Genomic DNA, 14,210 nt, shown 5'->3' on the forward strand with positions numbered 1-14,210 from the left:
CCCCTCTTATTTTATTTATAATCCTGCTATTTATATCACTTTTTGTGCTGAAAAATGAAATAAAATAATATGCAATTATCCTGTTATTGCGATTTTTTCTGCCTATTCTTATTTTTTGTATGTAATTTGAGCTTTAAAGTGCGGGATAGCCGATAACTATCCCTATTTTTGATTAATTTTTGTCTTCTGATTTATATAACCTATTCTTATATAAATAACTGCCTAACAGTGCATGGGCTAATGCTTCTTTTTTAAGCGATTCAGGTAGCATTTTTTCAGTAAATTCCCCAGTTTGGCGATCATATGTATAACCACGCGGTTCTACTTTTGGGGTTAAAATAACCACATCTGATCCTTTCATCATTGCTTGGGTTTGATCATATTGCATAAATGCACGGTTTGGATTGACATCTTGAGTCAAATCGTAGCCGATCATTGGGTATTGACCGCTCACCCCTGCAAGGGAGAGTAATGTTGTTGGCATATCGATTTGGCTGACTAAACGAGGATCGCGTTTTGCGTCAATACCTTCGCCAATAAATAATGCTGGGATATGAAAGTGTTTAATTGGGACTAATGCGGCACCACCCACACGTGAATCATGGTCTGCGATAACTAAGAATAGCGTATCTTGCCAATAGTTAGATTGTTTGGCGAGGCGGAAGAAATGACCTATTGCATAGTCTGCATATTTTGCTGCATTTTTACGTGTTTGCTTAGGTTGCTCATAGAGTTCGATTTTGCCATCTGGAAATTCAAAAGGATCATGGTTACTTGAACTAAATACTAAACTAAAGAAAGGTTTGCCTTCATTGTGTAACTTAGTGAAAGTTTCGTGAGCTTTATCAAACAAATCTTCGTCGCTCATCCCCCAAGTTGCTTGGAATTTCGGGTTAACATAGTCTTTTTCGTCAATGATTTGTTGGAAACCATTGCCGTAGAAGAAGCTTGCCATGTTATCAAAATGTTTCTCGCCGCCATAGATGAAGGAAGTATGATAACCTTGTTTTGAGAGTAATTCCGCAATCGTGAAAAAGCCATGTTGACTGTTGTTGAGTTTGACAACGGCACGAGCTGGTGTTGGGGTGAAACCTGCGGTAATAGCTTCAATTCCACGTACTGAGCGTGTCCCAGTAGCATATAAATTTTCAAATAACCAACTCTCTTGTGCTAATTTGTCAAATTCTGGCGAAAGCGGTAAGCCCCCTAAACTGCCAATAAATTGGGCACCGAGACTTTCCTCTAACACAATCACAATATTTTTAGGTTTGCCTTGATAAGTGGCGTGGTTCATCGTTAATGTGGGGAACTGACTAGAAATATAGTCACTTTCTGGACGACCACGACTTTGTTTTACAATGCGTAACATTTCTTCTGTTTCCATTTTGCCGTACAACGCAGAAGAATTATCCTCATCTTTTAATTGCTGTGCTGCATAGATCACAGAATAACCAGAATTGAGGACTAATGAATTGACTAAGGCATCAGATGAAAATGCCACCATGGCTGGATTAATACCACGATGAGCGAAGGTTGAGCGTGCGCCAATGAATGCCACAGCAATGACAACTAAAGCGATTATTGGACGGAATTTCCAACTCGGTGAGGAAAGATGTTGTACCGCCCAACCTGCTAGCTTCCAATATAAAACTGTTGCGAGAACAGTGACAGTGAGGCTGATTACCATTGCCAGTAAATGTCCTTCCATCAGCATGCTAAAGACTTCTTTGGGGTAGATAAGATATTCGATGAATAAACGGTTAGGACGAAAATCATAGGTTTCGATGAAAGCGGGCGTGGCGATTTCCATAAAAAGAATAAAAACACTACCGCAAGTAAGCCAAACTCTGAGTATTTTTTGCCAAATACATCCGAGTGAGTTGTGGTGATAAAGTAATACAGTAAGTAAGGCTGGCACACCAAATAAATAGCAGAGCGAAACGATATCAATACGGACACCTTGTAAGAATAATGCCAACCAGCCATCAGCTGCGTTAATTCGATCTGCTTGCCACAGTGCAAGTCCTAAGCGAGATAAGCTGAAGATAAATAAGTTGATAGCGACGAAAAAGAAAATCGGGAAGAGCAAAGTGCGGTGCGTTTTTATTGAATTTGGATAAGTTGCGTTCATAGTTAGTCCAGATAGTGAATGAATAAATCGACCACATTAGACCGCACTTTGGCGGAATAATTCTTATTATCTCTTTTTTCGTTGTTTCTGTCTGTTCTTTTTGTGCAATAGCTTAATTGGTTTGTGTTTGAAAGCTAAATCCCCGCATATAGCCTGTATCAATTTGACTCATGTACTGTAGTAGCAGTTGTGGAACGTTTGTCTGATTTGGTAGAAGATGCGATTAAAACGGTTGTTGGCATTAAGTTCGTGAATTGGATTGCTATATTCTACAAATAGTGCAAGCATTTTAGCCATATTCATTCCTAGCTAATAGCAAAAATAGAGTGACGTTTTTTGATGGTGTCGGCAGGCGGATATAGTTATTCCGCCTGTTTTTAAGCGTATGATTATTTGGTTAGAGCACTTTTATTGAGGGGGTTGTTCGCGATCTTTGCGTAGTGATACTAATAATTGATCAATTTTTACATTCTCCGTATCAATAATTTCAAACTTATATTGATCATAGAGCACAAAGTCGGTTTTTTTAGGAATTTTACGTAACATATACATCATAAAGCCGCTGATAGTTTCGTAGTTTTCTTGTCCTGGAAAACTATCTAAATCTAATGCTCGCATGACATCTTCTAATGGTGTTGCACCATCAATTAACCAAGAGTCTTCATCGCGGCGTACAATTTGTTCTTCTTCATTGGAAACAAGTTCTCCCATGACAATGCTCATGACATCATTTAATGTGATGAGCCCAACAACTAATGCATATTCATTTACAATCACGGCAAAATCTTCACCTGTCGATTTGAATAATTCTAAGACTTCAAATAAAGAGAGCGTATCAGGTACAAACAAGGCTTTGCGTAATAGGCGATTATCAGTCAGTGAAACGCCTTTTTCAACTTGTAGATACATTGTCAGTAAAGTGTGAGATTCCACATAACCTAAAATACGATCTAAACCGTTATCGCAGATTAAAAGTTTAGAATGTGAGTTTTTAGTTAGGGTATCTAGTACAGCTTGGCGATCAAAAGCGCGGTCTAAAAACACGATATTTTCACGAGTAGTCATGGTGGAGGTGACGGTTCTTTGTTGCATATCAAAAATGTTTTCAATCAGATAATGTTCTTGTGCTTTGACTACGCCAGCTTCTGCGCCCGCACCGACAATGGCAACAATATCTTCTGGTGTCATATTTTCTTCGCGAATAGTGGAAATACGGAATAACTTGAAGAAATTATTGGCAATAGAGTCGAAGATCCAAACTAATGGTTTTAAGATAAAAATACACACTGACATGATACGTACTGTGCGTAATGCCACTTTTTCTGGGTTAATCATGGCAAGGCGTTTTGGCACCAGATCTGCTAATAGAATAAATGCGGAGGTAACAAGCGCGAAAGCTAGCCAAGAAGCAGTACTTTCTAGCCATGCTGGTGCTATTTGAGTCGCTAATGCATTTTTTAAATAAGGGCGGATGGCACTTTCACCAATAATTCCGCCTAAAATTGCGACCATGTTTAATCCAATTTGTACAACGGTAATAAAACGTCCCGGTTGGGCTTGTAGGGCAAGCACTAGTGCAGCACGTTCGTCTCCTTCATTAACTAAATTCTGTAATTTCAGTTTACGTGCGCCAGCAAGGGACATTTCAGCGGAAGAAATTACCGCACTAATCACAATTAATATGCCTAAACTTAAGATTGCCTCAAATAAACTCATAAAATATCTCTGTTTTGATGATTTAAAATAGAACAAGGAGGGGCGCGGTTTAAATGATTATTAAACCGCGTGAAGAGAGGAAAAATCAGCTAATTTTCGCTATCAAACCAGCCACGTACAAACTGGATAGAAAAGAAAAGTGTAATAAGCAATAAGAAATATAATATATAAGCTAAAATAGGATGGCTTGCACTGTCTGCCTCATCGAGTGCTTTAATACTGACTGCGTTGCGGAATTCGTCAAACATGACTAAGCGCCAACCATAGTATTTGATCTGAACAGTTTTGTCTTCTTTCCCTAATGCTTCAGCTTGAGCATGTAAATTGGCTGAACCAAATTTAAAATAAAATGGAAAGCCCCAACGTGTGTCTTCATTACGGTAGACCATGATTTTGCCATCTTGGTGCTGTGTATTAATGAAATAGACATCACGTGTTGGACCATCAGCTGGGTTTGCTTTGGTAATCGGTCCATCTTTATCCACTCGTTTAACTTCAACGCCAGTAACTTTTGTTACATCATAGCTTGGCGTAACAAAATTGACAGTGGCGAATAAGAATAAGTGAAAGACAAAAATTACAGTGAGAAAAAAGAATTTAAAAAACTTTCGCATCATATCTTCCTTAACCAGTAAATAGCTTATTTATTGTACATTAATTTTGAATAAACGTTCAAAGTTTTGTGTAGTGATTTGGGCAAATTGCTCAAAGGATACGCCTTTTAAGGTTGCTACATATTCACACACTTCGCGTACATAGGCGGGTTGATTTTGTTTGCCGCGATAAGGTACTGGCGCTAAATAAGGTGAATCCGTTTCTACTAATAAACGATCTAGCGGGACTTGGCGTGCAACTTCACGCAGTTCTTCCGCATTTTTAAATGTAATGATACCAGAAAGTGAAATATATAAACCGAGATCTAAGCCTTGCTTTGCCATTTCCCAGTTTTCAGTGAAGCAATGGAGTACACCGCCACATTGCGTTACTTGATTTTCAGCTAAAATCGCAATAGTGTCTTCGCGGGCACTACGAGTATGTACAATGACAGGTTTGTTTAATTGATTTGCAATTTGAATTTGTTGTGCAAAAATTTGTTGTTGTAAGGCTTTATTATCAGCACTGTAGTAATAGTCCAAACCCGTTTCACCAATGGCAATCACTTTTGGGTCTTGTGCTAACTTGAGTAATTTATGGTAATCAAAAGCTTCTTCATCTAAGTTGAGTGGGTGTACGCCGCAAGCTAAAGACACGTTGTTAAATTTAGCTAAGTCAGCATAAATTTGTTCAAAGCGAGTTAAAGTAACACCGACAGCAAGTAAATGTTTAACATCTCGTGCATTGGCTTTATTGACGACATCAGCAATATTGTCATGTAAATTTTCGTAATCTAGCGCATCTAAGTGGCAATGCGAATCAACAATAAACATTTTGGTTTTTATCCTTCAAATACATCAGTAATTAATCGAGTTAAGCCGTCAAGTAAAATTAATTCTTGGTTAACGGCATTAATTTGCGCTAAGTCGGTGCGCACTTTTTGTATAATTTGATTGGCGTTTAATAACGCTTGCGGGCTGTGTTGTGCACTAAATTGAGTGATACCAGCCGCTAAGTCTTGGCAAATCCAATGCTGATTAATTTGTAATTTCGCTTTTAATGCATCAGCTAAAAATGCTAATAGCCAGTCAAGTTGTTGGAAAACCAGTTCTTTTTCAAAATGGGGCAGTAATTCAAGTGGTGAACATTTACGATAAAATAGCCAAAATTGGCGCAAAAACTCTCGCCGTTTCTCTAATAACCCTTGTTGTAAGACCGTTAATGCTAGCAACGGACGACCATAGCTGATACGAAGTGCGGTCTGAATTTGCGAAATATCGATCGCACTTTGTTGTTGCAGCCAATTCAGCGCAACTTCTTTGGCAGGTGGTTTGATTAAGCTGACTTGGCAACGACTATAAATTGTTGGCATGATTGTTGCTGCTGCATCAGCTTGTAATAAAAAATAAGTTTGTGGGCGAGGTTCTTCAAGGGTTTTTAAAATAGCGTTAGCCGCTGCTTCAGTTAAGCGTTCAACCCCTTTTATATAGATTAATTTGTTGCCATGTTGTTGGGCATGCTGATTAATTTTTTCGCTAATTTCACGTACTTGATCCACGCCAATATCTTTATTTTCGATGGGTTCAAGGGAGTAAATATCAGGGTGGTTGTTTGCTTGGAATAAATGGCAGCTATGGCAATGCCCACAAGGTTGTTGATCTTGTGGCTGTTGACACATGATCCATTGTCCGAGTCGATGTAAAAGTTGCTCAACCCCTAAACCTTGTTCTGCTTTAAACAGCAGAGCATGATGACCATGCTGTTGTTGAAACGCACGAATAGTTTGTTGATAGTCAGTTTCAAGCCAAGGGTAGTAAGCCATTTAGTTGCCTTTTTCTTGTGAAATTAGCCAATTTTTGACCGCACTTTGTACTGCTATGCTGACTTGAGCAATATCTTGTGCTGCATTGATTGTAATTGCTTTAGGATTTTGCTCAACCAGTTCTAAATAACGTTGGCGAGTACGTTGGAAGAAGTCAAGATTTTGTTGTTCAATACGATCAAGTGCACCGCGCCCTCTTGCTCGACTGAGTCCTAACACTGGATCAATATCTAAATAGATGGTTAAATCTGGCTCAAATTCACCTAATACTGTTTGCTTCAAGGTGGTAAGCAGAGTCTTGTCGAGTTGACGACCGCCACCTTGATACGCTTGTGATGACATATCATGGCGATCACCAATCACCCATTTCCCTGCTGCTAATGCAGGTTTGATCACATTTTCGACTAATTGAATACGTGCAGCATACAACATTAATAGTTCAGCTTTATCCGTCACTGGTTCTTTGGTTTCATGCTTAATCAGCTGGCGTAACTTTTCTGCTAATGGGGTACCACCGGGTTCGCGTGTAAACACAATATTTTGAATGCCATGGGCGTTAAGTGCGGCAACAATGCTGTCACGCGCTGTGGTTTTTCCCGCCCCTTCTATGCCTTCCAGTACAATAAATTTACCTGTTCTCATATTATTTTCCATTTTTCTGACTGCGATACCAACGCAAGTATTCTTGTACTGCGCGATTATGTTCTGCTAAGGTTCGGCTGAATTTATGCCCCCCTGTGCCATCTGCGACAAAATATAAAAAATCAGTTTTTTCTGGTTTAGCAACTGCCATTAACGCACTTTCACTTGGCATCGCAATTGGTGTTGGGGGTAAGCCATCAATGAGATAAGTGTTGTAAGCAGTCAGTGTTTCTAAATCTTTTTTACGAATATTGCCATCATAGTTTTCTCCCATACCATAGATGACAGTAGGATCAGTTTGTAAGCGCATTTTCTTGTTTAAACGGTTGATAAAGACAGAAGCAACTTTACCTCGTTCAGCGGCAATAGCCGTTTCTTTTTCTACAATAGAGGCGAGAATAAGCATTTCATAAGGATTATCGAGTGGTAAGTCTTTATCACGTTGTTGCCAAGCTTGATCAAGGGCTTTTTTCATGCGATCGGCCGCGCGCTTTAGTAAGGCTAAATCTGTTGAATTCGGTGTGTAGTGATAAGTATCAGGATAGAGCCAGCCATCGAGGTTACGCCATTCATAAATAGCTTTAGCAAAGTCGGGGATATCTAACAAACCAAAGATTTCATCGTCGCTTTTATTGGCTAAGGTCTGCACTAAATGCGGTGTCTTTTCTAATGTTTTACGCCATGTTTTGAAAGTATCGCCTTCAATGAATTGAATGCTCAATTGGGCTTCTTTGCCCACATTCAACACATGTAATAAATCCTTTACTGTTTTTACGTCATTTAAGGCGTAGGTACCAGCTTTTATTTTATTCAGTTGCGGATTTAATTTTAATAAATAAGGCAATAGACTCGCATCTGCTAGTAATTTCTCTTGCTCAAGTAATTGTGCCAATTTTTGCCCAGTTGTGCCACGTTGCACTGAAAGTAATTGATCTTGTTCAACTTGAACTGGCTGATTAGCAAACTGTTCAAGTTGATAATAAAAATACAAACCTGCGCCAGAGGCAATCAAGGCGAGTGTAAGTAACAAGCTAAAAAATTTTTTCATCAATATACCTTGCTATGAAAAGAGTCACAAAATAGGAGGCAAAATTGAGTTTAATTATAACACAGAATATGAGAATAAACCGTAACGGCAAACTGAAGTGGTCATTTGGGTTTTGTGAAAGGTAAATTGGGCAGTTAAGCACTGCCCTGATGTGAGTTGAAAGGATTATTTAAAATAATACACGTGCACGAATGGTACCTTCAATATCTTTTAACTGATTTAATAATCCATTCGTATCTTCGGTTTCAACATCAATAACCACATAACCAATAGCTGGATCAGTTTGTAGATATTGTGCTGCGATGTTGACGTTAGCATCAACAAACACTTGGTTGATTTTATTTAATACACCTGGGCGATTATGGTGAATATGAAGTAGACGCTTCGTCCCACCGTGTTCTGGCAGAGAAACCTCAGGGAAATTAACTGCAGAGAGCGTTGAGCCATTGTCAGAGTATTTAACAAATTTACCAGAAACTTCTGCACCAATATTTTCTTGTGCTTCTGAAGTTGAACCACCGATATGTGGAGTTAAAATCACATTATCGAATGCACGTAATGGTGAAACAAATTCTTCTTGAATTGACGCGGGTTCTTCAGGAAAAACATCTAATGCAGCACCACGAATTTTGCCAGAGGATAAGGCTTGAGCTAAGGCATCAATGTCGACTACAGTACCACGCGCAGCATTGATTAAGATTGAGCCATCTTTTAGCTGTGCAATACGCTCGGCACTAATTAAATTCTTGGTTGAGGCATTTTCTGGTACATGTAATGACACAACATCACTCATAGCAAGTAACTCTTCTAATGTGCGCACTTGTTGTGCATTGCCTAAGGGTAATTTATTTTCAATATCATAAAAGAAAACACGCATACCCAGTGACTCTGCGATAACACTTAATTGCGAACCAATATGACCATAGCCTACGATACCTAATTTTTTGCCCCGTACTTCATGTGAGCCCTCTGCTGATTTATTCCAAATACCACGATGCACTTCGGCATTGGCTTGTGGCACATTACGCATTAACAGCAAAATTTCGCCTAAGACTAATTCCGCAACAGAACGCGTATTAGAGAAAGGGGCGTTAAAAACAGGAATTCCACGTAATTTTGCGGCATTTAAATCTACTTGATTAGTACCAATGCAGAAGCAACCAATTGCAATTAACTTTTGTGCATGCGCAAGCACATCTGCGGTCAAAAATGTGCGTGAGCGAATACCAACAAAATGAGCATCTTTAATTGCTTCTTTTAATTCATCATCATCAAGCGCTTTTTTGTGATATTCAATATTGGTATAGCCCGCTGTTTGTAATACCTCAATAGCACTTGGATGTACACCTTCTAACAGTAAGAATTTAATTTTTGATTTATCAAGTGATACTTTGTTTGTCATATTTGCTTTCCTTTTGTATTTATTTTGTTATTCGATAATTTTCGTGCCATCAGGTGTGCCAACAATAATAATATCTGCTGGACGAAGGGCAAAAATACCGTTGGTCACTACACCTGCAACGTTGTTTAATTCTTTTTCCATTGCCATTGGACTCATGATCAAAAAATGATGCACATCTAAAATGACATTGCCATTGTCGGTGACAACACCTTCGCGATATTCTGGCGACCCACCTAATGCCACTAGCTTGCGAGCTACTTGGGAGCGAGCCATAGGAATAACTTCTACGGGTAATGGAAAGGTTGAACCTAATACATCCACTTGTTTGCTTTGATCGACGATACAAATGAATGTTTTAGCGAGTGCTGCGACAATTTTTTCTCGAGTAAGCGCTGCGCCCCCACCTTTAATCATCATTTTTTGTGGATTAACTTCATCAGCACCATCAACATAGATATCTAACCCTGAAACTTCATTTGCACTAAATACTTCAATACCTTGTTGTTTTAATAATTGTTCGGAGGATTTAGATGCAGCAACTGCGCCTTTAATTTGATCTTTCATCGAACCTAAGGCTTCAATGAAACAATTTACTGTTGAGCCACTGCCAACACCGACAATCGTATCTGGTTTAACATATTGTAGTGCTGCTCTTGCCGCTTGTTTTTTCATTTCAAGTTGATTCATTTTTAATCCTTTTTTAGTAAATAATTAACCTAATATTGTTGTAATGAATGACTTTTTTACTGATAAGGTATGTGACGTAATCGTTTGCGTGTATTGTAATAACGCTCTACTTTAATCCTATTCATTGGGATTAACAAGTCTATTGAGGTAAAAATTGTTCCAGCAATTCATTTAAGAATAATTTACCTTGTTCTGTGATTTTCCAATAGTCAGGGGATTGTTCAATATAATGCTTAGAAAGCGCCCAATTGATTTGTGGTTCGACAGTATGTTGCGCTAATCCAGTGAACTGTTGAAGTGCTATTTTAGGTACTGCTTCTAATAAACGAAAGCGGTTCATGAAAAATTCGAATGCACGATCTTCTACACCAACATGTTTTTCTTCATACAAATATTCACCTCGCATGTAGCCTTTAGGGTGTTTGGTTTTAGAGTAACGAATAATATCACCATGTTCAAAACTGACTTTACCATGTGCACCACAGCCAATTGCGAGATAGTCACCAAAACGCCAATAATTCAAATTGTGTTTACATTGAAAGCCTGCTTTTGCATAAGCAGACGTTTCGTATTGTTCATATCCTGCTACTATTAATAATTGGTGTCCTTGTTCAAAGATGTCCCAAAGTTCATCATCATCAGGTAAAACCGGTGGGCGATAGGCAAACATCGTATTCGGCTCAATCGTGAGCTGGTACCAAGATAAGTGAGGCGGCGCTAATGCAATCGCTTGTTTTAAATCATCAAGGGCTTCTGTTAAATTTTGGTTTGGTAAGCCATGCATAAGATCAAGATTAAAACTATTGAGTCCTGAAACTTTAGCAAAACTGACCGCACTTTTGGCTTCAGCTGCATTATGAATTCGTCCTAAACGCTGTAATTTATCATCATTGAAACTTTGGATTCCCATTGAGATACGAGTCACGCCTGCTTGTACATAGCCCTTAAATCGTTCTGCTTCTGCCGTTCCCGGATTGGCTTCTAGGGTGATTTCAATGTCCTGTTCAAATGGAATACGTTTTTCAATTTCACTTAATAAGTAATGAATACTTTGCGCAGAGAATAAACTAGGTGTACCACCGCCAATAAAGATGGAATGCAATTTACGTTGTTGAATGCTGGTAGAAAAGCGAACAAGATCTTGGCTGAGATCTTGTAATAAATGCTGTATATACTCTTGCTCAGGAATCTCCCCTTTTTGGGCGTGTGAGTTAAAATCACAATATGGGCATTTCTGCACACACCAAGGAATGTGAATATATAGGCTTAAGGGCGGGAGTACCAGATTCACTTAGCGTACCACTACTGCTGTGCCACTGGCGACAATCATAAACATGCTTTTGCCATCACCGCTAATTGAAGTGTAATTCACTTCAACGCCGACAATCGCATTTGCACCTAAACGTTGTGCATTTTTTTGCATTTCTTCCAGTGCTTCTTGACGCGCTTTAGTGATTTTAGATTCGTACGCACCAGAGCGACCACCTAAAATATCCGTAATACCCGCAAAGAAGTCGCGAATAAAGTTTGAGCCAGCGACCACTTCGCCAAAAACTACTTGTTTATATTCCGTGATTTGTTTGCCTTCAACATTCGGTGTAGTTGTAATAAGCATAATTTGTCCTTAATTTGAGATTGTCAGAGATGGAAAAGTGCGGTCGAATTTCTATCATTTTTTACTAGTACTATATGATTTTTATACCTTCTGCTAATTGTGTACGATTGAGACTGTTATCACCGCATACATATTTCATCTCTTTATTGATCGCAGCCAGCAAAGGTTGTTATCAGTTGCTGGTATACTAGTAAGTACCACAAATTCAATACTGTCGCTTTTTGCTAAGCAATACTATAAATCAAATGATAACGCAACATTAGGTATAGTGAGAATAGAAACAGACAGTATTTTGTCACATGTAAGCTGTTACTTAAGCTTAACCGCCTATTATCGTGAGTTTATTTTTTAACACTGATAAAGCTTTTGCACGGTGAGAAATTTTTTTCTTTTGCTCCGTTTCTAATTCAGCAAAAGTACAATTGACTTCTGGGCTAAAAAATACACTATCATAGCCAAAACCGTTGTTGCCTTTTTCTGCTAATGCAATTTCTCCAATGCATTCGCCTTCGGCAATAATTGGCGAAGGATCGGCTTCATGTTGTAGCATGACAATACAACTCACAAATTTGGCTTGGCGTTCAGTTTGGGTAACATTGGTAAGCTCGCTTAATAACTTAGCACGATTTTGGGCATCCGCTGTATCATCATCTACGCCCGCGTAGCGTGCTGAATATAAACCTGGTGCGCCAGCTAATGCTTTGACAACTAAGCCTGAATCGTCAGCAATTGCTGGTAGACCAGCGATTCTACTGGCATGGCGTGCTTTTAATAAGGCATTTTCAACAAAAGTGAGCCCTGTTTCTTCTGGGCTTTCAATATTTAAATCTGTTTGCGCAATGACTTCAAAACCAAAATCTGCCAGTACATCAGCCATTTCTTTGACTTTACCTTGGTTTCCAGTTGCGAGTACGATTTTTTGTTTCATTTAACATCCTATATGTTAAGAAAAGGTGAAGAAATTATACGCTTTTCTAGTAAATAAGCCAAAAGTGTAAATAAGCGGAACCGATGGATTCCGCTATAAGCCATAGAATAGAGAATTAGAAGAGTAAGCGATCTTTGTTTTTCTCTAGTATTGCTTTACCAATGCCTTGTACTTCAAGTAATTGTTCTGCCATGCTGAAAGGTCCATGTGCTTCACGATATTGAATGATGGCTTCTGCTTTTTTCGTACCAATACCAATCAATGCTTGTTGTAATTCAGCAGCAGTGGCGCTATTGACATTGACTTTACTTATGCTCGGAGGGGATTCAACTTGGACAGGTGTGACTGGCATGATTTGTGTATTTCGTACTTTTGTATCATGTTTAGGCTCAGCCAGCAGGCTTGAACTCGTAAAAACGGAGGTGAATGTGAGAAATGCGATGAGAATTGAATTAAATTTCATAAGTTTTCCTTGTGAAGTTGTGAGGTTAAAAATGATTTGTTGAATAATCTCAACAGAGGGGCATTTTTATGAAAATCGGAAAACTTGCAAAAAATCGACCGCACTTTTGCGATCTAGATCGTAGAACACATTTTTAGAAAGCAAAAAAGAGAAAATAAAAAAGCTAGAACATTGTTCTAGCTTTATGCTTAATTCGCTTCTGTAATGCTTAATTCACTTCTGTAATGCGTAATTCTCTTGGTACTTCAAATACTGTGTTTTCTTCACAGCCTTGTAGTTCTTCTACGCAAGTTACGCCTAATTGTTGTAGCCGCTTTACGACTGATTGAACTAACACTTCGGGTGCAGACGCACCTGCTGTAATGCCGATTGTTTTCACGTTGCTTAGCCATTGTGGATCAATATCATCAGCATCATCAATCAGTTTTGAGCTGACCCCCATACGAGAGGCTAATTCTGCCAAACGATTTGAGTTTGAAGAGTTTTTTGAGCCGACGACAATGACTAGATCAGATTGTTGAGCCAATTCACGTACAGCTTGCTGACGGTTGGTGGTGGCATAACAAATATCGTTTTTGCGTGGACCTTGAATAGCAGGGTATTTTTGTTTTAAGACTTCGATTACTTCACTGGTATCATCAATAGATAATGTCGTTTGTGTCATAAAAGTTAAATCTTCATCATTTTTTAAATTCAGTTTAGCAATATCTTCTACACTTTCGACTAAAAAAATACCACCTTCTTGGTTGTCATATTGTCCCATTGTGCCTTCCACTTCAGGGTGACCTTCATGACCAATTAGAATCGCTTTGGTACCTTTACGACTCGCACGAGCAACTTGCATATGTACTTTGGTGACTAATGGACAAGTGGCATCAAAGACTTTTAGGTTGCGCTTTTTGGCTTCTTGGCGCACAGCTTGTGAAACACCATGGGCAGAGAAAATAACAATCGCGCCATCTGGAACTTCATTGAGTTCTTCGACGAAGATCGCACCACGTTCACGTAATCCATTGACGACGAAGCGGTTATGTACTACTTCATGACGCACATAAATAGGTGAACCGTGAATTTCCAGTGCCGACTCAACAATGCTAATGGCACGGTCAACACCTGCACAGAAACCACGTGGATTAGCTAAAATAATTTTCATTATTTTCCC

General features: G+C 38.9%; 14 protein-coding genes. All 14 read right to left on the minus strand.

The genetic code is table 11. The annotated features are described in order from the left end of the window. Positions 1-172: 172 nt before the first annotated feature. Positions 173-2,131 (minus strand): LTA synthase family protein, encoded by a 1,959-nt coding sequence (locus ACFSAV_RS01940; RefSeq protein WP_379095596.1) that lies wholly within the window; start codon positions 2,129-2,131, stop codon positions 173-175. Between the two features lie 408 nt (positions 2,132-2,539). After that, positions 2,540-3,847 carry a polyamine export protein PaeA gene (gene paeA, locus ACFSAV_RS01945; RefSeq protein ID WP_379095599.1) on the minus strand — a complete coding sequence of 436 codons (1,308 nt, stop codon included), beginning with the start codon at positions 3,845-3,847 and terminating at the stop codon, positions 2,540-2,542. Positions 3,848-3,936: 89 nt separating this feature from the next. After that, positions 3,937-4,461, minus strand: a complete 525-nt coding sequence (locus ACFSAV_RS01950) for a DUF1523 family protein (RefSeq protein WP_101774406.1) — start codon at positions 4,459-4,461, stop codon at positions 3,937-3,939. A gap of 30 nt (positions 4,462-4,491) precedes the next feature. After that, on the minus strand, positions 4,492-5,274 hold the full coding sequence (locus tag ACFSAV_RS01955; RefSeq protein WP_379095602.1) for a YchF/TatD family DNA exonuclease: 783 nt from the start codon (positions 5,272-5,274) through the stop codon (positions 4,492-4,494). 8 nt (positions 5,275-5,282) lie between these two features. Beyond that, on the minus strand, positions 5,283-6,263 hold the full coding sequence (locus ACFSAV_RS01960) for a DNA polymerase III subunit delta' (protein WP_379095605.1): 981 nt from the start codon (positions 6,261-6,263) through the stop codon (positions 5,283-5,285). Continuing rightward, positions 6,264-6,905, minus strand: coding sequence for a dTMP kinase (tmk, locus tag ACFSAV_RS01965; RefSeq protein WP_379095608.1), 642 nt, complete (start codon positions 6,903-6,905; stop codon positions 6,264-6,266). Between the two features lies 1 nt (position 6,906). Further along, positions 6,907-7,953 (minus strand): endolytic transglycosylase MltG, encoded by a 1,047-nt coding sequence (gene mltG / locus ACFSAV_RS01970; RefSeq protein ID WP_379095611.1) that lies wholly within the window; start codon positions 7,951-7,953, stop codon positions 6,907-6,909. Between the two features lie 169 nt (positions 7,954-8,122). Then, a complete protein-coding gene (serA, locus tag ACFSAV_RS01975; protein WP_101774411.1) occupies positions 8,123-9,355 on the minus strand; it encodes a phosphoglycerate dehydrogenase in 1,233 nt (410 codons plus the stop codon). Positions 9,356-9,382: 27 nt separating this feature from the next. Further along, on the minus strand, positions 9,383-10,042 hold the full coding sequence (rpiA, locus tag ACFSAV_RS01980) for a ribose-5-phosphate isomerase RpiA (RefSeq protein ID WP_379095614.1): 660 nt from the start codon (positions 10,040-10,042) through the stop codon (positions 9,383-9,385). A gap of 139 nt (positions 10,043-10,181) precedes the next feature. After that, positions 10,182-11,333, minus strand: a complete 1,152-nt coding sequence (hemW, locus tag ACFSAV_RS01985) for a radical SAM family heme chaperone HemW (RefSeq protein WP_379095617.1) — start codon at positions 11,331-11,333, stop codon at positions 10,182-10,184. After that, positions 11,334-11,657, minus strand: a complete 324-nt coding sequence (locus ACFSAV_RS01990; RefSeq protein ID WP_379095620.1) for a YbjQ family protein — start codon at positions 11,655-11,657, stop codon at positions 11,334-11,336. Between the two features lie 319 nt (positions 11,658-11,976). Further along, a complete protein-coding gene (rdgB, locus tag ACFSAV_RS01995) occupies positions 11,977-12,585 on the minus strand; it encodes an RdgB/HAM1 family non-canonical purine NTP pyrophosphatase (RefSeq protein ID WP_379095623.1) in 609 nt (202 codons plus the stop codon). A gap of 115 nt (positions 12,586-12,700) precedes the next feature. Further along, entirely contained in the window at positions 12,701-13,048 is a 348-nt protein-coding gene (locus ACFSAV_RS02000; RefSeq protein WP_379095626.1) for a ComEA family DNA-binding protein, read from the minus strand. A gap of 208 nt (positions 13,049-13,256) precedes the next feature. Beyond that, complete coding sequence (gene ispH, locus ACFSAV_RS02005) at positions 13,257-14,201, minus strand: 4-hydroxy-3-methylbut-2-enyl diphosphate reductase (RefSeq protein ID WP_379095629.1); 945 nt, start codon at positions 14,199-14,201, stop codon at positions 13,257-13,259. Positions 14,202-14,210 lie beyond the last annotated feature (9 nt).

The organism is Pasteurella oralis (assembly GCF_042681465.1).
Lineage (GTDB): Bacteria > Pseudomonadota > Gammaproteobacteria > Enterobacterales > Pasteurellaceae > Pasteurella > Pasteurella oralis.